Source organism: Sphingobacterium sp. UT-1RO-CII-1, from assembly GCF_026711005.1.
Taxonomy (GTDB): domain Bacteria; phylum Bacteroidota; class Bacteroidia; order Sphingobacteriales; family Sphingobacteriaceae; genus Sphingobacterium.
Genome location: NZ_JAPPVJ010000003.1, coordinates 460,145 through 481,449 on the forward strand (window position 1 = coordinate 460,145; position 21,305 = coordinate 481,449).

Annotated in this window: 25 protein-coding genes, 1 tRNA gene and 1 pseudogene; 10 read left to right on the forward strand and 17 right to left on the reverse strand. The window is 36.8% G+C overall.

Going from position 1 to position 21,305, the window contains the following annotated elements:
* Window positions 1-48 precede the first annotated feature (48 nt).
* The 7 genes from ORI89_RS09375 to ORI89_RS09405 form a co-directional block, all read right to left on the reverse strand.
* Window positions 49-300 (reverse strand): hypothetical protein, encoded by a 252-nt coding sequence (locus ORI89_RS09375; protein WP_268230204.1) that lies wholly within the window; start codon window positions 298-300, stop codon window positions 49-51.
* Window positions 301-671: 371 nt separating this feature from the next.
* Window positions 672-2,816, reverse strand: a complete 2,145-nt coding sequence (locus tag ORI89_RS09380) for a peptidase domain-containing ABC transporter (protein WP_268230205.1) — start codon at window positions 2,814-2,816, stop codon at window positions 672-674.
* Window positions 2,817-2,823: 7 nt separating this feature from the next.
* Window positions 2,824-3,348, reverse strand: coding sequence for a redoxin domain-containing protein (locus ORI89_RS09385; RefSeq protein WP_268230206.1), 525 nt, complete (start codon window positions 3,346-3,348; stop codon window positions 2,824-2,826).
* A 39-nt stretch (window positions 3,349-3,387) separates the two neighbouring features.
* A complete protein-coding gene (locus tag ORI89_RS09390) occupies window positions 3,388-3,960 on the reverse strand; it encodes a hypothetical protein (RefSeq protein ID WP_268230207.1) in 573 nt (190 codons plus the stop codon).
* A 772-nt stretch (window positions 3,961-4,732) separates the two neighbouring features.
* On the reverse strand, window positions 4,733-4,903 hold the full coding sequence (locus ORI89_RS09395; RefSeq protein WP_268230208.1) for a hypothetical protein: 171 nt from the start codon (window positions 4,901-4,903) through the stop codon (window positions 4,733-4,735).
* Between the two features lie 20 nt (window positions 4,904-4,923).
* A complete protein-coding gene (locus tag ORI89_RS09400) occupies window positions 4,924-5,094 on the reverse strand; it encodes a hypothetical protein (RefSeq protein WP_268230209.1) in 171 nt (56 codons plus the stop codon).
* Between the two features lie 188 nt (window positions 5,095-5,282).
* Window positions 5,283-5,471: a helix-turn-helix domain-containing protein gene (locus ORI89_RS09405; protein ID WP_268230210.1), complete on the reverse strand. Its 189-nt coding sequence runs from the start codon at window positions 5,469-5,471 to the stop codon at window positions 5,283-5,285.
* 64 nt (window positions 5,472-5,535) lie between these two features.
* Between ORI89_RS09405 and ORI89_RS09410 the strand changes: the two are divergent.
* Window positions 5,536-5,728, forward strand: a pseudogene (locus ORI89_RS09410) (IS66 family transposase); the annotation flags it as partial.
* A 357-nt stretch (window positions 5,729-6,085) separates the two neighbouring features.
* Here the strand turns inward: ORI89_RS09410 and ORI89_RS09415 are convergent.
* Both ORI89_RS09415 and ORI89_RS09420 read right to left on the reverse strand, forming a co-directional pair.
* The gene (locus ORI89_RS09415) at window positions 6,086-6,277 is read right to left on the reverse strand and encodes a hypothetical protein (RefSeq protein ID WP_268230211.1); all 192 of its coding nucleotides are present in this window, start codon (window positions 6,275-6,277) and stop codon (window positions 6,086-6,088) included.
* 670 nt (window positions 6,278-6,947) lie between these two features.
* Entirely contained in the window at window positions 6,948-7,262 is a 315-nt protein-coding gene (locus ORI89_RS09420; protein ID WP_268230212.1) for a transposase, read from the reverse strand.
* Between the two features lie 7 nt (window positions 7,263-7,269).
* Here ORI89_RS09420 and ORI89_RS09425 point away from each other — a divergent pair, with 7 nt between their 5' ends.
* A complete protein-coding gene (locus ORI89_RS09425) occupies window positions 7,270-7,494 on the forward strand; it encodes a hypothetical protein (protein WP_268230213.1) in 225 nt (74 codons plus the stop codon).
* Between the two features lie 257 nt (window positions 7,495-7,751).
* Here the strand turns inward: ORI89_RS09425 and ORI89_RS09430 are convergent, their stop codons facing one another.
* From ORI89_RS09430 to ORI89_RS09460, 7 genes are all read right to left on the reverse strand, one after another.
* A complete protein-coding gene (locus ORI89_RS09430; RefSeq protein ID WP_268230214.1) occupies window positions 7,752-8,267 on the reverse strand; it encodes a hypothetical protein in 516 nt (171 codons plus the stop codon).
* Window positions 8,268-8,311: 44 nt separating this feature from the next.
* Window positions 8,312-8,470 (reverse strand): hypothetical protein, encoded by a 159-nt coding sequence (locus ORI89_RS09435; RefSeq protein WP_268230215.1) that lies wholly within the window; start codon window positions 8,468-8,470, stop codon window positions 8,312-8,314.
* Entirely contained in the window at window positions 8,471-8,659 is a 189-nt protein-coding gene (locus ORI89_RS09440; RefSeq protein ID WP_268230216.1) for a hypothetical protein, read from the reverse strand. It abuts the gene before it with no gap.
* 10 nt (window positions 8,660-8,669) lie between these two features.
* A complete protein-coding gene (locus tag ORI89_RS09445; protein ID WP_268230217.1) occupies window positions 8,670-9,134 on the reverse strand; it encodes a MarR family winged helix-turn-helix transcriptional regulator in 465 nt (154 codons plus the stop codon).
* Window positions 9,131-9,562: an EVE domain-containing protein gene (locus ORI89_RS09450; RefSeq protein ID WP_268230218.1), complete on the reverse strand. Its 432-nt coding sequence runs from the start codon at window positions 9,560-9,562 to the stop codon at window positions 9,131-9,133. Before ORI89_RS09450 ends, ORI89_RS09445 begins: the two co-directional genes overlap by 4 nt.
* Window positions 9,563-9,564: 2 nt before the next feature.
* Window positions 9,565-9,939, reverse strand: coding sequence for a DoxX family membrane protein (locus tag ORI89_RS09455; protein ID WP_268230219.1), 375 nt, complete (start codon window positions 9,937-9,939; stop codon window positions 9,565-9,567).
* Between the two features lie 810 nt (window positions 9,940-10,749).
* A tRNA-Pro gene (locus tag ORI89_RS09460) sits at window positions 10,750-10,823 on the reverse strand.
* A gap of 334 nt (window positions 10,824-11,157) precedes the next feature.
* On the opposite strand from ORI89_RS09460, the gene rplS reads away from it, so the two are divergent.
* The 3 genes from rplS to yidC all read left to right on the forward strand — a co-directional run bounded on the left by rplS (window position 11,158) and on the right by yidC (window position 15,245).
* Window positions 11,158-11,505, forward strand: coding sequence for a 50S ribosomal protein L19 (rplS, locus tag ORI89_RS09465; protein WP_268230220.1), 348 nt, complete (start codon window positions 11,158-11,160; stop codon window positions 11,503-11,505).
* Between the two features lie 269 nt (window positions 11,506-11,774).
* Window positions 11,775-13,382, forward strand: a complete 1,608-nt coding sequence (locus tag ORI89_RS09470; RefSeq protein WP_268230221.1) for a CTP synthase — start codon at window positions 11,775-11,777, stop codon at window positions 13,380-13,382.
* Window positions 13,383-13,424: 42 nt separating this feature from the next.
* Window positions 13,425-15,245 (forward strand): membrane protein insertase YidC, encoded by a 1,821-nt coding sequence (gene yidC, locus ORI89_RS09475; RefSeq protein ID WP_268230222.1) that lies wholly within the window; start codon window positions 13,425-13,427, stop codon window positions 15,243-15,245.
* Window positions 15,246-15,293: 48 nt separating this feature from the next.
* On the opposite strand, the gene ORI89_RS09480 is transcribed toward yidC, so the two are convergent.
* Window positions 15,294-16,631 (reverse strand): acyl-CoA dehydrogenase family protein, encoded by a 1,338-nt coding sequence (locus tag ORI89_RS09480; protein ID WP_442800878.1) that lies wholly within the window; start codon window positions 16,629-16,631, stop codon window positions 15,294-15,296.
* A 235-nt stretch (window positions 16,632-16,866) separates the two neighbouring features.
* Between ORI89_RS09480 and ORI89_RS09485 the strand changes: the two genes are divergently transcribed.
* From ORI89_RS09485 to ORI89_RS09505, 5 genes are all read left to right on the forward strand, one after another.
* The gene (locus ORI89_RS09485; RefSeq protein WP_268230224.1) at window positions 16,867-17,088 is read left to right on the forward strand and encodes a hypothetical protein; all 222 of its coding nucleotides are present in this window, start codon (window positions 16,867-16,869) and stop codon (window positions 17,086-17,088) included.
* Window positions 17,089-17,206: 118 nt separating this feature from the next.
* A complete protein-coding gene (gene purB / locus ORI89_RS09490; RefSeq protein ID WP_268230225.1) occupies window positions 17,207-18,556 on the forward strand; it encodes an adenylosuccinate lyase in 1,350 nt (449 codons plus the stop codon).
* 69 nt (window positions 18,557-18,625) lie between these two features.
* Window positions 18,626-19,180 carry a NifU family protein gene (locus ORI89_RS09495; RefSeq protein ID WP_268230226.1) on the forward strand — a complete coding sequence of 185 codons (555 nt, stop codon included), beginning with the start codon at window positions 18,626-18,628 and terminating at the stop codon, window positions 19,178-19,180.
* 238 nt (window positions 19,181-19,418) lie between these two features.
* Entirely contained in the window at window positions 19,419-20,267 is an 849-nt protein-coding gene (locus ORI89_RS09500; RefSeq protein WP_268230227.1) for a transketolase, read from the forward strand.
* A 76-nt stretch (window positions 20,268-20,343) separates the two neighbouring features.
* Window positions 20,344-21,297: a transketolase family protein gene (locus ORI89_RS09505; RefSeq protein WP_268230228.1), complete on the forward strand. Its 954-nt coding sequence runs from the start codon at window positions 20,344-20,346 to the stop codon at window positions 21,295-21,297.
* Window positions 21,298-21,305: the final 8 nt, after the last annotated feature.

The following is a 21,305-nucleotide window of genomic DNA, read 5'->3' on the forward strand; positions in this document are numbered from 1 at the left end:
AGAAGGTGTTTAGCAAGCCACTGGTGAGCTAGGGGAAAACACACGGCTTCAGTATGGCTTTATATTCCATTCTATTGGTTTCAATCTATCCGCTACTGTTGTCAAAGTTTTTAGTATGTCCCTTTCGGATGGAAGTTCGCTGAAAACCAATTCGCTGAAACTTCCTGTGTAAACATCTTTGATTTTATTACAAGTATCTTCCGTATCAGAAAAAATAATTGCTGTCGTTGGGTGATTGCCTAACCACTCATTGTTGTTCTTGAAACTTATTATGTCATCATTTTCTACTTGCAAAAGCATTAATCAAAACGCTATTTCGATTCATGAAGTCTAGTGGATTTCATATAGAAGATTCCCATGTTACTGATCTTGACAGACTCGAAAAATTATTCATGCTTATCTTGATAGCATGACTGTGGTGCTATAAAGTTGGAAACTATATTCATGCACAGATTCGACCCATTAAAATAAAAAAGCATTAAAGAAAAGCCGTATCAACCATCAAATATGGACTTGATTATATCGCAGAATGTTTATTATCAGGATTCAATAAGCTAAACATCAATCTAATCCAATTTTTGTCATGTACTTAGATTATGTTTATAACTCCGTTGCCAAACTCCGTGCTTGACAATACAAGTTTACAGAGCAACGGCTTAGAAAGCTAAACCTTATAGATTTAATTCATTCTTCTCGTTTTTCTCATACAGCTGCACTGTCCTATTTTCTAAAAGGTACAATCTATCCGCTATTTCACTAATTATACCACGATGCGTGATAAAAAGAATGGATATACAGTGTTCTGTTTTCAACTTTTGGAGCAAAGCGAGGATAAAGGATTCCGTAGTGGCATCCAGTGCAGAGGTAGCTTCGTCCAACAATAATAATTGTGGTTTTTTATATAAAGCCCTTGCCAAGGCAAGAATCTGCCTTTGCCCACCGGACAGTCTGACACCGTCATCTCCTAACGGGGTCTGATACCCCATAGGCCACTGAATGAAGAATTGGTGAAATCCATAATTCTCACAGAATATCCGAAACTCTTCTATGGAACATGGTTTGTCCATTACTACATTTGAATAAACATTCCCGTTAAAAAGCTTGATGTCCTGCGGTACTGTAGCATAAATTGACCTCCATGCTAAGGTTTTAGTCAAGTCTTGCGTATGACCATTTACCGACGTACAGCCGCTATCTATTCCGTACAAACCTTGAATAAGCTGTAAAAGCGTACTTTTACCAGCTCCGCTATAGCCGACAATGCCAACAAGTTCGCCCTTGTTCACTTCTAAATTCACCTTTTCAAGTAATTGCTGCTGCCCCTTGAATCGAAAGCCGACATTTTGCAGGCATAAGCTGTCAAAGCTTAATTCACGCTGTTCTTCATCGATTACTTCCTCACGCGTATTGGTCAGATCATACATTCTGTTAAAAGCAACCTTAATTTCCTGTATCTGCAAATTAATCTGTGCCAATCGCACGACCGCAGGTAAAATAGACGAAACCAACGAAATGATAGCAATGATAGTGCCCACGGTCATTTTATCCTGATAATACAGGTAAACACACATCGAGATAACAGCTACCGTAATAAAAGAAGCTAATACATCAACTTTAGCGGTTAATTGATTGCCATACTGCCCCAGTTTAAATACAGCCTTTTGATACAAAGAGAATACGTTCTTGCCTATATCAGCAAAAAATGCATGCGCATGATTCTCTTTAATAGCAGAGATGGCATTCAACGTGTTGATATAATAGCTTTCTGTATGAGCATAGGCAGTCATAACCTCCTTTTGACCGAAAACGAACCTTTCCGTATAACTGTATATCAGAAGAATGATGATAGGAATAAATATCAGGGTAAGCAGCCCAACGGGCAAAGAATAGACAAACACCGCGACTAAACTAACTATACTGATCAACAGATCAACAACGACATTACCCACCATATAGTTGATATTGCGTTGGATACGCTGGGTATCATTCAGACGTGCAATCATATCGCCGCTTTTACGGCTGTCATAAAATATCTTGGGCAACCGTAGTATTTTGTCGATAAAATAGCCTGTTAGCCGTTCATTATAGGCCTGTCCTTGCCTGAGCATCACATGCTGGCGAAGGTATGACAGCAATGATCGGCTCAACAAAACGACAAATAGCAAGACCAACCCTACAACAATATATTGGCTGTTTCTATCCGGTAGGAACTGGTCAATCAGCTTTTGGGAAAAAATAGCCGTGGACAAACCAATAACAGCAATAAAAAACCCAAGCAGAACACTGATACCCAACAAAGGAACATCTTCCCGCAGATTATCGATAAACCAGGTTCTTTTTTCTTTTGCCAATGATTTTTCTGCTTGTCGGAAATTATTGTTAGGCGTCATCGTCAATGCGCTTTTGCTTGCCCATAATTTGATGAGCTCATCTGGAGAAAGAAGTTTCAACCCCTCAGCCGGGTCGCCTAAAATTATCTCTTCTTTACTGGTGGAGTAACCGAGATAAACCATATAATGCAGTCGCTGACCATCCAACAATAGATGGAGAATACAAGGTTCTTCCTGCTTCAAGAGATGCTCCACATCCATCTCGTAGCCTTCCGCATCCAACCCAAACTCCGAAGCTGCCTGATAAAGCCCAAGCATGCTGGTGCCGTTTATATTTGTGCCTGTTCCGATTCGAATATCTTCCGAAAAAGCGATACCACCATGCCACTGAATAACGGTCTGAAGAGCTGCCACACCACAGTCGGATTGATCCTGCTGTCGGACTATTATTTTTTTCAGCGCCTTAAGGGAATAATTTTTTTTCATTGCAACGCTATTCATTGGTGAGTTCTTCAATGATTTTTTCTGTTTTTATCAATCCTTCATGTTTGACGACCATATTCCCTTTGACATTGTAGACAATTGTTGTAGGTGTGGTTGCTGTATCGAAAGTCTGTGGAAAGAGCAGGTCTGCGTCATACAATAACTGGAAGTGTGGATATTTGTGCAGTTCTATCTGTTCGGCGTATGCCCTTAGCTTCTCTTCCGGTGCAGGCGATACAAAGAGCACAGCCATATCGTTAAAAAGATGTTGCTTGTCTAACATATCCTTGACCTGCTCCTGGCAAAAAAAACAATCCGGGTCGATTTGTACCAAGCATAAGGCAGAATCTCCGATATATGTTCTTATGTGGATGTCTTTCTGTTGTCGCATATCCCGAAAGGTAATATCCGGCATCGTAGCAATCTCAACAAGTAATTGCTCTTTCTTCCGCTGTTTGGCCATCGTAAAATAAAGCAGACTGACAACCAACGCAGTAATCACAAAATACAGGCTGTAAATAATGATTTTCTTCATAATTTATAACTAATCGGTATCGAATAAGAAATTGCTCGGCTAAGCGGGCGATATGGTTACGGTAAGGAACATCACAAAAGCAACCCAAAGCAGCAGAGCCGGCAAATAGGATTTGATGACCAGAGAAAAGGACTCATCCAAACTGTTGTTCAAAAGTTGTTTTAGCCCATAAGCCAAAGCTATCCAATATGCCACTTCAAAGACACTAAGTGTTTGGAAAGGGTAAATCCACAGGGCATCTATGCCTTTTGGGTTTACAAGATTGAGCAGAGATAAAGGGGCAAAATACTGAACATCTTCTAAGGTAAGTTGCTTGGGCGTTACATTGATCCAGATGACTTGTATCACCAAAGGAATAATAAAAATAAAGTCCGCTTTTAGAGCTATACTGAACAGATCTTTGAATCGCACTTTCATATCTGCCAAGGTCGTGGCGGTATATATTATCGCTGAGGTTATAGAAACTCGAAGAAAAACCAACAATACCAAAAGAACATAACCCAACCAAGCATAGCGATGCCCTTGCTCAATCAGGGTTTTTATCTGTATCTCCGAAAGATTGTCTCTTAAGCTATCGTAATACAATTCTTTCGTCGGAGAATAGTTATTCATGTAGAATGCTATGCCCAAATAGATAAAAATCAGGACACAGAATAGTGAAAAACTATTGTATAAAGGTTTGGAATTGGTTTTTTCTTGCATAGGAAAATTTATAATGGAAGACAAAATAATACCATGTCAGAAGCATGGTTAAATAAACATTTTATTTTAGACATTTTAATCTTCAAGATCTTTCCTTTTTTTCTATCCATCCATAAATAATAACAACCATTGAAACTAAACCAATAAAAAATTGAATAGGTTTTTCCCAAGACGCAAATTTACTATCCTCTACTCCCCATATGAAAATCAGTAAAAATAGGAATAACACTATAACTATAAAGCTTAACACTCTTAATATTATTTTAAAAAGGTTGTTTGTCATTGTAATATGGGTTAATAAAACGGTATTGTTAATTTAAAGAAAATATGCCCTTGAAATTAACAATACCGAGCAATTAGAAAAAATATTTTATGTTTTTATTTACCACCATCCAAATCCTCGTCCTACAGCATAAGCTCCACAACCAATTGTAATCAACACAAAGACAACTTATTTCTTCTTTTTTACTAAAATGTAGACTATTATCAAAATTATATTAGCGAATAATACCTTTTTATATAAAATGTCGTATTTTATATAAAAGAAAGCAACTAATACCATGACAATGCTAAAAACTACAACAATAAATAATTCAGATTTTTTTGTCATTTCCTCCTATTTAAAATCAAAGGCTATAATAAAAATACAATTACAGCCTTTGATTAAGCTTTTTAGGCAACTTTACCAATCTCCAAATAATACACCACAACCTACAACAGCAATAGCTAATCCTGTCCCCCCTGAAGCAACAGTTGCTCCTATTGCTAGTCCACAAAGAATTCCACTTACGAAATCCTGTCCATCACCTTGTGCACTAATCTTCTCCATTTCTTCAAAATTGATCTTTTTCATATCTAAAAATTTAATTAAAATTATCTATTTGATCCACTATCACTTACTAAACAGGCTAATGTGCTAACAGCAGCACCAACAAAAAAGGTAGCCGGAGTAAAAAGCAGACCTAGTCCAATTCCACATACAACAGCTTGTGCATTAGACTGCCCACTCTGGCTCTCCATCTGTTCTAAATTTAATTTTTTCATAATTGAAATAAATTTAAGTAAAATAAATTATGTTTATAACTCCATTGTCAAGCTGTGCACATTTGACAATACAAGTTTACGGGACGCCCAATTAAAAACCTAAACCTTATATGTTTAAATTATAGTTATAAGCTCTAAATTATAGCTTATATGTTTAAAAGGGGGCTATTTCCTGTTTTCGGCATCGTTTATTTGTCTTTTCCCTTTTCGGTCAGCAATTCCACTTTCACATTGATGTCCAATATAACGGCTATCTGATGTAACCGTTCAATATCCAGTTTAACTGTTCCACGCTCTATTCGTGAGTATACATTTTGGGATATACCCAGCTGTTCCGCCATATATTCCTGACTGATACCCTTTCTGATACGCTCCAACCGAATGGTTTCTATAAGTTCTTTGTATATTGTTTTTTTTCAATTCCATAATCAGATGAATATTTACCTCTTCGCAGGAAGTTATGAGGCAGCACAACGCGCAGCCATGATATATTCATTCTTTGCCATCATACAAGAAGCATGAGGTAAACCCGTTCCAATGGTTGAAGCATACCCTAGAAAATATAGCCTCAATCAATCACAAGGAACTTTGGAAGCTTTACCCACAAAACTTCTATAAATCAGCTGAACTGTAGTTCATAGGGCGGATACCTCTCACCTTTAAAAATATCCATGATATAAAAATACGTATTTAAAGTTAAATGAATAGCTCTATAACTAAATAAGAGGAGTCTATAAAACTCCTCCTATTTATTATAATCTATATTAATCGTTTTTTTTTCTTATTCACTATATACAATTCCCAAAATAAACCAAGAGAAAGTAAAAAGGTTGAGATTACTCCAGAGAGTTGTATAAATATGTTTTCACTTTCACTAATACCATTTTTTAATAAATCATATATGTTTATGCCTAAAAAAAATAAAGCACTATATAATAGTAAAAATAGGATTTGTCTTCGATTTTTCTGAAAAAAATTCATAATAAAAATATTATTTGCAACTACCTGCTAAATCAACACTTCCCCAAATAAAAGAAGCTGCAAATAATCCTGCTCCTATTGGACCAGTAACTAAAAAGGCTCCAGCTAAAGTTAATCCTAAAGATATTGCAGAATCTGCACAGTCACTAAAAACTTTTCCTCCTTGAAGTTTTTCCATTTGGTTTAATTCTAATGTTTTCATTCTAAAATAAATTTTAATATAAACACTAGCAATAAAAGTATCATATTAACAGTGTTTATTGTTTAACTTTTCCATGATTTTTTAGGTCACTCAGAGCTTTATGACCATTCTTGCAAAAATATTTTTAGTATTCTTATGGTAACTTGGATTCAAGTAAAATAAATTATGTTTATAACTCCATTGTCAATATCCGTATTTGACAATACAAGTTTACAAATATTTTTTTCTAAAAAAAGACTAAATCAGCTTATAAATAGTAGTTTAGATTCTTTGAAAATTCTTTCGGTAACGATTTGGTAATGGTGCTGATTGCATTCACCTTTACTCAAATTCCATATAAATCTTAAGTAAAGATACAAATTTTATACTCCTAGATCATATACACTATGCGTAACTTTGATGGAAAAGTGACTATAGACTGCTACAATCTTACTTTGATATGCTGATCTCATATTGATTTTCATTGTTGATTCTAGTTAGTTTTGAGGTTCTTTTTTTGCTTATTTCAAAAAACAAGCCCCCCAAGCTCCTTAAAGAGTGAATTATCATATCGATTTTCATCCTTAGAAGTGACTTTCCTTCAACATCCTTCTGGATCTTCAAGGAGACGATATATATCGACATAATTCATTAATTGATTTCTGATCAGAGACACCATATTTGAAAATGCTCATTGGCGTTTTACCTTACTTTTTACCAATGTAATTAATAGATTAGCCAGCATAGCTGCCCATATCTGTATTTCAATGGCATTTTCATTGTCTCCCAAGAAATATTTAAGCGGAAAGTTCTGTTTTAGCTGCTTGAATAGTAACTCAATTTGCCATCTTTGTTTGTAACTCAACGCTATTTTCTCTGCAGACAACTCAAAATTATTGGATATGAACTCGAATAATCGTTTGTTTTCATCGTCCCAGTAAGCAATACGCCTGGTACGGTGTTTATTCTGTTTGTTTTGTCCGTAATAAAACAATATTAAATACAATAAAACAATGGTTATTTCTAAATTAATTTACTTGTATCTTAGTTTATTCCTCTTAATGGGGACTAGCTATGGACAGACTTTACCCAACTTACCCTATAGTCCAGGTACTAATCTCGATCAAGTAACGCCTGTCGGTACGCTTGTTCTAGGAAATGGTTATGAAATGGTCAATGCGCCATTTGATGATGTTAGATATTGGCATATACTGAGTATGCGATATGAGAACCCATAAAATTATTATACGACGCAAATCGCGGGTGAGTTTTTCGGTAATAGATTAAGTTTTTTAAATGATTGCAATATGGGGCTTTCGAACTCTGCATTTTCGCTACGAAAAATAAGTCTTTTTTCTCTCACCTTAACACCACTCAACAATTGATAGTTTAATGAGATAGCCTCGACAATCTTCTCAAACTTTTCATAATAGCATTTATCAAAAGTGTCGAAAATCAAAAAATTGTCATCATTAATCTTTGACAAGTAAATATGCTACCGGATACCTTTTACAAGGATTTTCAACAATCCTCCAGCATGCCTAACAGATTCCGTTTCAAACAAAGATATGATAAAGTATGAAATCAAATTAGCTTCCAAAGTACTTGGAAAGCCGAAAATACACCGAAAGAAATATTTCGCCTCATTATCAAAAGCAAGAGGCTTAAGTTCAGAAATAGTTCCACTATATGCATACTCTTCGGAATGGTTCATTTTAAACGTTTTCATCCCTCTTTCGATTAGATACCCTGCATTATCCCCAAAAATTAAAAATAGTTCACAAAACCCATAGCAAAATCTCTGATAAATATATCGCTGATTCTTTAAGTTCCGATTTAAGTTTTTCGCTCCAAGACGAAATTCAGACTTATTAAATGTCAGAGCACAGTCAATGCCATTAATAGTTTCAAAATCAGATTCAATTTTATAATCTGTTTCCAAACCTAATCTTCGTACACATTCTTCTGTAGATCGAATAAAAATTTTCTCAAAAGATAGCTTATCACTCATTTAGAATACTATTTATTAATCCAAAAGAAACAATCGTGAGCCAATTATGAGCCAATTATTTCGTAATAACTTCCTGCCCCTTTTCCAGTATTTCTAAAAACACCATATTCAACTAACACTGATAAATCACGGGTTGCAGTTGGTTTGGCTACTAAATTTATTTCTTGATACTCTCTATTCGTAATTTTCCCTTTCTCTTTCACCTATTCAACAGCTTTTAACTGTCGCTCGTTTAAGCCAAGTTTCGTTAACTGTTCTACTGTCAATTTATTTTTGAAAAGGGTTACTGAAAACCCTCCGTCTTGTTCGATAAGTTCGGGTTCGGGAAGTTCAGCGTTTCGTTGTAAAATTCTTCCATTTTGTTTTTGATTGATACGATATGATACCCACAAAAGATCGTCTTTAATCAAAATCACTATTTTCTTTTACAAGTTTCCTCATATCAGTGTTGAACGATTTTTCTTTCGATTGTAAAACAGAGAAGAAACTATTATCGGTTTCTTCAACGATTTTAATTGCCTTTTCCAAAATTGTCTTTCCGCTTTTTGAAAGAGAAATGTTTTTTGCCCGTGTGTCGGTTTGGTGTTCATGTCGATTGATAAACCCTTTTTCCTGCAAGGTTCTCAAAACTTTTGATACCATCATTCTGTCGGTATTGCTGTGATTGGCAATATCAACCTGTGTAACCGTTTCATTGCTTTTGGAAAGCCACGCCAATACGGCTAATAAAACGTATTGAGTATGCGTTAAGTCCAGTTTATCCAGTGCTCTTTTCATCTTTCTTTGCCAAAGCATACTAACCTGCCAAAGTAGATAGCCCGAACTTTCTTCGGGTTGTTCGTGATAAAACTCTACGGTATTATTCATAAATTTTCTTTTAACATTAACGAAGAAATCAAGTCAAAATCTTTTTTGTTTATTTCTAAAATACCAAAGCGAAACGGATAGCCCCAACTTTTTTTATTAGGTATAAATTCCAACAGATTAATTAACGGTATAATGGAAACTTCTTGACAATTTAAAAAGTCGATATTTCTTCTGAACGGACAAAAATTTTCTGATATCTGAAATGGATATACTTCATCGTCTTTCACTTTTCCTATCGCTGTAAATTTCTGACATTTATCTGTCTTGCCAAAAGTTTCCTTACCCGAATAATAAATAACAAAATCGTCTTTTTGCATTCGTTTTAATGGTGTTGCCTTTCCGTGACAGGCTTGTGCAATTCCTTGTTCTACCCCCGTTTTTACATGGTCTTTTGACGCTACGACAATCCAATACTTTGTATCTTGCATATTTACGGTATTAAAAGATTGACATATTCAGAACGATAAGCATAAACCAAAAACACATTCATCAGAAATATAAATAATCCTGGACCGACAACAGGCGGAGCAAGGAATACGTGAAATAACAGAATATTGATAGAAATAGGTAATAAAATCATTAGTACCAATGGTGTGAAATAGCCCAAAAGCAAGGCAATTCCGATAATTAATTCCGTTCCCTGAATAAATGTCAATAAATAACCTGTTTCATTAAAAGCATTCATTACCATTTGAGCCTTTTTGGGCATTTTTGGTTTGAATGCTTTAATAAATAAAGCGTTTACAGGGAAAACTACCAATATTATTCCCAATAAAATCCGTACGATAAATGTTGCTAAAACCATGTTAACTGCGTTTGTTGTCGCAAAGATAATATACTCGACAACAATATAAAATATTAAACTCTTTTTTTACCGTTCACTTTGCGTGAGGCATAGAACTTACAAGCAAATCACAACCTCCTACCTTTCTTCTTCATTCGGTTGGCGAACTGTTCTTCTTCGTAGTCCTCGCCCTCTGCTTGGGGCAACAAGCTGAACAATCCCAAATCGGTACTCTGCGAATGTTCCTGCGAGATAAATTAAAAAACTTCTCTCGTTGGTTGGTTCGTGGAATTTATCAATACTAATTCTTGGATTTCAGTTAAGTTGTTTCTTACAAAAAGTTAATATGCGAAAAGGTCTCTTAACAAAAAGGATAGTAAAGTTAACGGATATCAATAATTCTGCACGCATATCGCCCCAAATCGTCCCTCGCTGTGTCACCCGTTGGTGACTTATAATGATTCGTTGTCTTAATATCTGTTGATAGAATGGCTTTCTTTTTTTCTATTTTTTCTTGGAGTGCATTTAATTGGGTGGCAGGATTACCTTCGCTTTGCTCGGTGATCCTGTGTATAGGGGTGCCACAAGAAATATAAAAGCTTCGCTTCCTTTTCTTGTATTATAGGCTTACACGAGCAAGCTCGCGACCCCTTAAAACAAGAAAAGCCGTCTGTTTTGCAGAGAGCTTTTATTTTCTTGGTCGGGGTGGCAGGATTGCTTCAGCCCCACACCCCCCAACACATCCCTGAATCTCCTTCGGATCGAACCACGGTTCTCATCAGCCAACCCCGTAAACGAAAAAAGCCCTAACTTTCGTTAGAGCTTTTTTTGTCGGGGTGGCAGGATTCGAACCTACGACCTCCACATCCCAAATGTGGCGCGATACCGGGCTACGCTACACCCCGATTAATTTGGTATCACCTTTTTTGTGTGGCACAAAGGTACAATAATTTAACATTAAAACAACTTATTTAAAAAAATATGTCCAAAAGCCCCACAAACATCACACAAACACCACAACACTCTATTCTTTATCAGAAAGAAACAAAACAACAACTCATAAATAATGAAAATATTCTTATTATCCCATTGTATTATAAAATGTTTTACCTTATCTTTGCACGCACTTGCAAAGTGTATAAATAAAAAACTTGCAAAGTGTTTTTAAATTAGAAATAAAAGCTGTAATATTGCAATCCGATTTTTACAGGATATAAGTCGTTAATAATACTCAAAATCATGGATTTAGTAAAATTTGTAGAAGAACAAGCGGTAGTAAAAAATGAAGTTCCCGCTTTCAAAGCAGGAGATACCATCAGCGTTCATTATAAAATTCGCGAAGGAAACAAGGAGCGTGTCCAGGTATACCAAGGGGTAGTTATCCAATTAAACAGCGAAGGCAACAACGCTACTTTTACTGTTCGTAAAATGTCTAACGGTATTGGTGTTGAACGTATTTTTCCTGTAAACTCACCTAACATCGAAAAAATCGATATTAACAGTCATGGTAAAGTACGCCGTTCGAAATTATTCTACCTACGTGGATTAACAGGTAAAGCTGCGCGTATTAAATCAAAACGCATTTAATTTTAAACGCTTGTTTACAACATAAAAAAAGGCTTCCTTAAAACAGGGAAGCCTTTTTTATCCCCCTCCCTTTTCCTCCCATCCATTAAATAAAAACAAGATATCTCCCACCCCAAACGCCGAGGTTTCACTTTTTCTAAAATCCCCATGATAAAGCATTAATTTAATTTCAGATAATCTTTAAAAAACCTTATCTTTGTATCCCGTACATCAAGCAAGTTTCAGCAACAATTCTGTCGCTTAATCTTCTTGAAATTCCATCAAATACTATGAGTAAATACATCTTTGTTACGGGCGGCGTAACCTCGTCGTTAGGGAAAGGCATAATAGCAGCATCTCTTGCCAAACTCCTTCAAGCTCGCGGCTTTAAAGTAACCATCCAAAAGTTCGACCCTTATATTAATATTGATCCTGGCACTTTAAACCCCTATGAACATGGAGAATGTTATGTAACAGAGGATGGAGCGGAAACCGACCTTGATTTGGGCCATTACGAGCGTTTTCTTAATGTACCTACGTCTAGAGCAAACAACATCACTACAGGACGTATTTATCAACACGTTATTGAACAAGAACGTGCAGGGGCTTATTTAGGAAAAACAGTACAAGTTGTTCCTCACATCACAGACGAAATTAAGCGCCGTATGTTATTGCTTGGCGAGAACAATGAATATGATATTATTATAACCGAGCTAGGCGGTACAGTAGGAGACATCGAATCTTTACCTTTTATCGAGGCTGTTCGTCAATTGCGCTGGGAGCTTGGCAACAACGACTCTTTAGTTATTCACCTTACTTTAGTTCCTTATTTAGCTGCTGCGGGCGAATTAAAAACCAAACCTACGCAGCACTCTGTTAAAACACTACTAGAATATGGTATACAACCCGACATTTTAGTTTGTCGTACAGAACACAAATTAACCCACGAAATAAGAAAGAAACTAGCGCAGTTCTGTAATGTAAATATCAATGCTGTTGTTGAGTCTATTGACGCCCCTACGATTTATGACGTCCCTCTTAATATGCTTAAAGAGCAATTGGACAAAACTGCTTTGGCGAAGTTAAAACTATCTACCAAAAACGACCCCAATCTTGATAGCTGGAAAGTATTTTTAGGTAAACTAAAAAACCCGACCAATGAGGTCACTATCGGACTGGTGGGCAAGTATGTTGAACTTCCGGACGCTTACAAATCTATCATAGAAGCATTTGTACATGCTGGCGCTAATAACGAAACGCGAGTAAAATTAAATTTTATTGCTGCAGAAAGCATACACAACGAAAATGTACAAGAAAAACTCAAAGGTCTGGATGGTGTTTTAGTAGCACCGGGATTCGGAGAGCGCGGACTGGACGGAAAGCTAGCTGCCATCAAATATGTCAGAGAAAACAACATTCCGTTCTTCGGAATATGCTTAGGTATGCAGTGTTCAATCATTGAATTTGGCCGTAACGTTCTAGGCCTAGCTGATGCCAATAGTACAGAAATGGCGCCTGAAACCCAAAACCCTGTTATTAATTTAATGGATGACCAAAAAGATGTAACCGACAAAGGTGGAACAATGCGTCTGGGCGCTTATGATTGTGAGCTAAAAAAAGGCACGAAAGCTTTTGCTAGCTATGGCAAGACAAAAATATCGGAAAGACATAGACATCGTTACGAATTCAACAACGACTATCTTAAACAATATGAAGAAGCCGGCATGATTGCCACAGGCATCAACCCAATAACTGGATTGGTAGAAATTGTAGAAATAAAAAATCACCCTTTTTATATCGCCACACAATTTCACCCAGAATTAAAATCAACAGTTGCAAATCCTCACCCACTTTTTGTTAGCTTTGTAGCCGCCTCTTTAGCCAATAAAAACTGTTAATAAAAAGAGATAGGATATTAAAATATAAATAAAAAACACAAAATGGATAGAAATACCCTAATTGGTTTAGTCCTGATTTTCGGCATTCTAGCTGGTTCATTTTACTTAATGAAGCCGACAGAACAGGAACTAAAGCAAGAACAATTACTTCAAGACTCTCTCAAACGAGTAAGAGCCGGTGATATTTCAGTTGCAGACACATTAAAAGCAAACACCATAACAACGGTAGATACAGCTTCACTTAGCGCTCAACCTTTTGGTATGGCTACAATAGGTGAAGAACAAGTTATCACGTTAGAAAACGAGCTTATAATCGCTAAAATAAGCTCAAAAGGTGGCCGGGTAAAATCAGTAGAACTGAAAGGTGAAGAGAATTATGACGGAAACCCACTACTGATATTTGAAGGAGAAAACAATAAATTCGGTTTCGTTTTCAAAGCTAATGGTGAAAATATCAACACAAACGAGCTAAACTTTACACCTCAGGGCGGAGACATTAGCGTAGTTGAAAACAATGAGCAATCATTAACCATGCGTTTAAGCTATAGTGAAAACCAATATTTAGACTATACTTATACTATTAAAGGCAACGATTACAATGTAGGGCTTGACGTAAAGGCTGTAGGAATCCATAATTTAATGGACCCTAAAACCAACACCATCATGTTGGATTGGCAGACTACTTTGTTACGTAAAGAGTTAAATGCAAAGTCGGAGCGTGAGAAATCAAGTATATTTTTCAAAGAAGTTGACGGCGACGTAGACAATCTTTCGGAAACAAGTGATGACTCTGAAAAGCCTAAAAACAGTTTAAGTTGGATTGCCTTTAAGCAACACTTCTTCACATCTGTGCTACGCTCAAACCAACCGCTAACAAACACAGAATTAACTGTTACAGCTGATAGCGACCCGGAAGTAATTAAGCATTATAAAGCATTAGCAGATTTAGAATTCTCTGCTCAAAAAGACAACCATTATAGTTTTAGTTTCTTTTTTGGTCCCAACCAGTACAAAATTCTTAAAGCACAGGGGAATGAATACCAAAAAATTATTAAAATGGGCTGGGGTCCGATGGGCTGGATAAACAAATTCATCACGGTACCTCTTTTTGACGTCCTTGAAGGGTTTAATGTTAGCTACGGAATTATCATCCTGATATTAACAATTTTCCTAAAAGCTGTCCTTTTCCCATTAACATATAAATCTTACCAGTCGATGGCTAAGATGCGTGTACTAAAACCTCAACTGGATGAAATCAAGGAAAAAGTAGGCAGCGACAATCCTATGTTGCTACAGCAAGAACAGATGAAGCTCTATAAACAAGTTGGCGTAAACCCACTTGGTGGCTGTCTTCCATTGCTATTGCAAATGCCTTTTACATTGGCCTTCTTTTTCTTCTTCCCTAACCTATTTGAACTTAGAGGGGAAAGTTTCCTTTGGGTAAAAGACCTGTCAACATACGATGCTCCAATTTCGTTTTCAGCGATCCCGCTAATCGGGATAGACCACATTTCATTAATGTGTGTACTCATGACGCTGACAACTCTATTGACTACATGGTACAACAACTCGACATCGGGTGCGGCGAATAACCAAATGAAATATATAGGTTACTTCATGCCACTGATATTTTTCTTTGTTTTAAATAACTTCCCTGCGGGACTTAACTACTATTATTTCCTTTCAGCGGTTTTCACCTTCTTAACGCAAGTTGCTATTCGCCAATTTGTTGATGATGAAACAATTTTAGCAAAAATAGAGGAAAAGAAGAAAAACCCGAAAGTACAGAAGAAATCATCTTTCCAACAAAAAATGGAAGATATGATGCGCCAACAACAGGCTAATCAACAAAATAAGAAATAAAAAAAGAGCCGCTCACTAAATAACGAGCGGCTCTTTTTTTATACCGGCCTAAACAAATGCACTAAATCCAGTGATGCTACGCCCGACAATCAAGGAGTTGATCTCCTTCGTCCCTTCATAAGAATAAATTGCCTCAGCATCAGCCAGGAAACGGGCTACATTATATTCTAATAAAATACCATTACCACCCATTACCTCTCTCGCACGCGAAACTACATCTCGTGTTCGCATCGTACAAAAGACCTTTGCCAAAGAAGCGTGTTCATCTTTCAGTTTCCCTTCATCCTGTAACTCCGACAACCTAAAGACTAAAGTTTGCATCGCTGTTAAATTCGATAACATTTCGACCAGATGATTTTGAATCAACTGAAATGAAGCAATGGGTTTACCAAATTGCTTACGTTGCAGCGTATAATCTAATGCATTCTCATAAGCTCCTCTAGCACAGCCGACAGCCATCCAGGCAACACCAGCACGTGTCATTTGCAAAACCTTAGCGGTGTCCTTAAAACTATTTGCTAAAGGCAGCCGATCTGACTCGGGCACCAAACAGTCAGTTAACGTAATGAGCCCATTTTGAACAATACGCAAAGCCATCTTCCCTTTAATTTTTTCGACCATAAAACCAGGATTCTCTTTCCTAACTATAAAACCTTTAACCTGATTATCGTCTAGATCTCTTGCCCAGATGATACTAATATCTGAAAATGTAGAATTGCCTATCCATTTTTTCTGGCCATTGAGCAACCATCCATCTTTTGTCCTTCTACAAGTTGTTGTTAATCCACCAGCAGTAGCGGATCCCACATCAGGTTCCGTTAGACCAAAAGATCCGATCTTTTCCATTTTTTGCATTTTTGGCAACCATTCTTCTTTCTGCTCTTCAGAACCGCACATATAGATTGACCCCATTGCCAAACCACTTTGTACACCTAAGAATGTCGCTATGGAAGGATCAATACGGCCAAATTCTGCAGCAATTATCCCATCCATCAAAGAACTTCCTCCGGCACAACCGTAACCTTCATACACATACCCGCATACGTTAAGGCTAGCTAATTTTGGAATAACCTCGAAAGGAAACTCATCATGCAACCAGTACTTGTTTACGATAGGTTTAATTTCCCTTTCTAAAAACTCACGTACTTTTAACTGCAAAGCACGGTCTTCGTCCGATAGTTTCATTTCTATTCCATAAAAATCAGCGTTGATTGGAGGAACTTCTCTTTTCTTAGCCCCGCTCGTCAACATTTTCTCTACAGCTTTCAACTCCTTATCATCCATCTTAGATATAGCAGTAACAACTGCTTCTATATCTACTTTCTTTGCAATGCTCTCTAGTTTTTTAAAATCAACCGATTTTAGCAACTGTATAATGCTTTTCATTTTTCTTATCATAATCACATCCGATTATATATTTTCCATTTATTTTTTCACAAACAAAAAAACTATTTGTATTACTGTAAAACAATATTACCTTTGCACCTGCTTTTAAGGAGAACTACACAGAAATGTAAAAAGTTTTTATTTTTTTTCAAAAAAGCTGGGTTACCTTTTAAAGGTAATGGTATTAAAGGATAAATAAACAAGTTTGTTTCAATTAAATAGAAAATTAAGTAAAATGAAAAATTCATTCAAATTCGGATTCTTAGGTTTAGCTTTAACTATTGCTTTCGCATCATGTGGTAACGAAGCTACTACAACTACAGAAGAAAAAGCTGGAGAAGTTGCTACAGAAATTGAAAACGTTGCTGATTCAGTTGCTGATTCATTAAACAACGTTGCTGATTCAGTAAAAGCTGAAGCAGATTCAATCGCTGAGAAAGTTGAAAACGTTCAGTAATTCGAATAGTATTTAAAATACTTCTAAAAGCCTGTACAAATTGTACGGGCTTTTTCTTTGTTCCAATAAATTGCAACAAGCGCCTGATTTTCTTATTTTTGTTGAAAATTTATTAAAAATGAACTTATCCCCCCTAACAGCTGTTAGCCCCATAGATGGAAGATATTATACAAGTACAAATTCACTATCAGAATATTTCTCAGAGTTTGCTCTAATCAAATTCCGTGTACTTGTAGAAGTAGAATATTTTATTGCGTTATGCGAATCGGGCATTCCACAATTATCTCACTTTGATGGGTCGCTAAACGATCGTCTCAGGAATATTTACAAGAATTTTTCAGTAGATGATGCACAGTGGATAAAAGATCAGGAAAAAATCACAAACCACGATGTCAAAGCCGTAGAATACTTTTTAAAAAATGAGTTTGAAAAACTTGGCTTACATGACTCCTTAGAGTTTATACATTTTGGATTAACTTCACAAGACGTCAATAACACAGCTATACCTTATGCTTGGAAGGCTGCTATCAACAACACATACCTCCCTCTTATTGATGCTCTACTTCAAACTTTAAAAACACAGGTAGAAGAATGGAAAGATGTACCCATGTTGGCACGTACACATGGACAGCCAGCTTCGCCTACCCGCTTAGGTAAAGAAATCAAAGTGTTTGTTGAAAGAATAGAAATTCAATTAAATACTTTAAAGACCATTCCGTTCTCTGCAAAGTTTGGCGGAGCTACCGGTAACTTCAATGCACACCACGTTGCCTACCCTACTATAAACTGGGTAGACTTTGCAAACAAGTTTGTCTCGGAAAATCTGCAACTTAACCGTTCGCAAACTACGACGCAAATAGAGCACTATGACAACCTTGCTGCCGGATTTGATGCGTTAAAACGTATAAATAACATTTTAATAGATTTGTGCCGAGATATGTGGACCTACATATCTATGGATTATTTCAAACAAAAAATTACAGCCGGACAGATAGGCTCGTCTGCAATGCCACATAAAGTCAACCCTATTGATTTTGAAAATGCAGAGGGCAATTTAGGTTTGGCAAATGCACTCTTCGAGCACCTAGCTGCTAAGCTCCCCATTTCCAGATTACAAAGAGATCTGACAGACTCTACTGTATTAAGAAATATAGGCGTACCTTTTGCGCACTCTATTATTGCCCTTAACTCGACTATCCGAGGTTTAAACAAACTTATTCTTCACGAACCTAGTTTACAAACAGACTTAGAAAAAAACTGGGCTGTTGTAGCCGAGGCAATACAAACAATATTACGCCGAGAGGGCTATCCAAAACCTTATGAAGCATTAAAAGATTTAACACGCACAAATACGCACATTAGTAAAGAAAATATTGCTGCATTTATTGATGGATTAGCTATTTCCGATGACGTTAAAAAAGAAATAAAAGCTATATCACCAAGCAATTACACGGGAGTTGCCCTGTAAGCTTTTACCTGACGATGACCGGCACTTATTAACTTTTAACGTATATTTGTTTTTGAAAAAATTAGAAACATGGCAACTATTAACGTATATACAGAATCAACTCCTAACCCAGCCACGATGAAATTCTTGGTAAACAAACTATTAATCAATGGTAGTTTGGATTATCCTTCTCGTGAAAAAGCAGAAGAATCTCCGTTTGCTAAAGAATTGTTTAAATTTAATTTTGTAGAAGGAGTGTTTTTTGCAAGCAACTTTGTTACAGTTACAAAATCGGAAGGGATAGATTGGTCAGATATTGAAGCTATTTTAAAAGATTTTGTAAAAGGAGCGGTAGAGTCTGAACTGGCAGTAAAACCCATAGAACACTCTGAAGAGGTTGACTTCGAAGGATCGGAAATAGAAATTAAAATACAACAGGTACTGCATGATTATGTACGCCCAGCTGTAGAACAGGATGGTGGAGCAATTGCTTACCGTTCTTTCGATCAAGGTATTGTCACTGTTGAGCTTCGTGGCTCGTGCAGTGGATGCCCTTCATCAACAATTACATTAAAATCAGGCATTGAAGGTTTACTTAAAAGAATGGTTCCTGAAGTGGAAGAGGTCGTAGCTGAATCTATGTAAGAGCTATTGAATTATAAATAAGTGAAGGCGGACCTAGGTCCGCCTTCACTTATTTATAAGAAAAAAACAAACATACTTTTCCTATTACATGAAGAGATCGCTTCTATGTTGTGAGCTCTCCCCACCCCTACCTGAGATCTAAAAGCTACAATGCTCTTACTATGTATTTAAACAAAGAGTCTTAAATAAAAAATCACTAACTTTGCCTTTCAAATAATCGAAAAATTATATATCAAAAATGAGTGCAGATATTAACAAACTTGAACAGATCGCTACGCAAGTAAGACGTGACATTGTTCGTATGGTTCATGCCTGTCAGTCTGGTCACCCGGGAGGTTCTTTGGGATGTGCAGATTACTTTGTTGCATTATACTTTCATGCAATGAAACACGACCCCAAATTCAATATGAATGGTATAGGCGAAGACCTATTCTTCTTGTCCAATGGTCATATTTCCCCTGTTTTTTATAGTACTTTAGCACGCGCAGGTTATTTTCCAGTTAGCGAACTGAGTACTTTCCGTAAAATCAATACCCGCTTACAGGGCCATCCGACTACACATGATAACCTACCAGGTATACGTGTAGCATCAGGCTCTTTAGGTCAAGGTCTTTCAGTAGCTATCGGCGCAGCACAAGCTAAAAAACTTAACGGCGACACAAACTTAGTGTATGTACTAATGGGAGATGGCGAGCAACAAGAAGGTCAAGTTTGGGAAGCTGCCATGTATGCTCCTCATAATAAAGTAGACAACTTAATAGCAGCTATTGACTATAATAAAGCACAAATCGATGGCTCAACAGATACAGTGTTATCACTTGGCGACCTACGTGCTAAATGGGAAGCTTTTGGCTGGGATGTTCTTGACGTTGAAAAAGGAAATGATATGGCTTCTGTTGTTGCTGGTCTAGCTGAAGCTAAATCACGTACAGGAAAAGGAAAACCTATTGTTATCCTTCTGCATACTGAAATGGGTAATGGTGTCGATTTCATGATGGGTTCGCACAAATGGCACGGTATTGCGCCTAATAATGAACAATTAGAGAGTGCTCTAAATCAGTTACCAAGCACTATTGGAGATTATTAATTTTTAGATACGAGATCTCAAGCGTAAGCTAGTTTTAAGAGTAATAAACAGCTTATACTTCTCAATTTTAGTAAGAATGAAAAAATATACATACACTGAATCAAAAGATACACGTTCTGGTTTTGGAGCTGGGTTAGTAGAGGCTGGAAAACAAAACGAAAACGTTGTTGCTCTTTGTGCAGACTTAATCGGGTCTCTGAAGATGAATGATTTCATTAATGAGTTTCCTGAGCGTTTTTTCCAAATAGGTATTGCAGAAGCCAATATGATGGGAATCGCAGCCGGTTTAACAATAGGTGGTAAAATACCTTTCACAGGTACATTTGCGAACTTCTCCACAGGTCGTGTTTATGACCAAATACGTCAATCTATTGCATATTCTGGAAAGAATGTGAAAATATGTGCTTCACATGCGGGGTTAACCCTAGGTGAAGATGGTGCTACACATCAAATACTGGAAGATATCGGTTTGATGAAAATGTTACCGGGAATGACTGTTATTAATCCTTGTGATTACAATCAGACTAAAGCAGCAACTATTGCTTTGGTAGAACACGAAGGTCCGGTTTACTTACGTTTCGGCCGTCCGGTAGTTCCTAACTTTACCCCTGCCGACCAAAAGTTTGAAATTGGTAAAGCAGTAATGCTTAACGAAGGTGCAGATGTTACTATAATTGCAACAGGTCACTTGGTTTGGGAAGCTATACAGGCGGGTGAAGAGTTAGAGAAACTAGGCATTAATGCTGAAATCATTAATATACACACAATTAAGCCACTTGATGCTGACGCTATACTAAAATCTGTTACTAAAACAGGCTGTGTAGTTACTGCGGAAGAGCATAACCGTCTTGGAGGCTTAGGTGACAGCGTTGCACAATTATTAGCAAGCAAATTGCCAACTCCACAAGAATTTGTAGCAGTAGATGATAGCTTCGGCGAGTCAGGTACACCTGCAGAACTTATGGATAAATATGGTTTAAACTCTGCTGCTATTGTAGCGGCTGCACGAAAGGTAATTACAAGAAAGTAAGCTTTTTA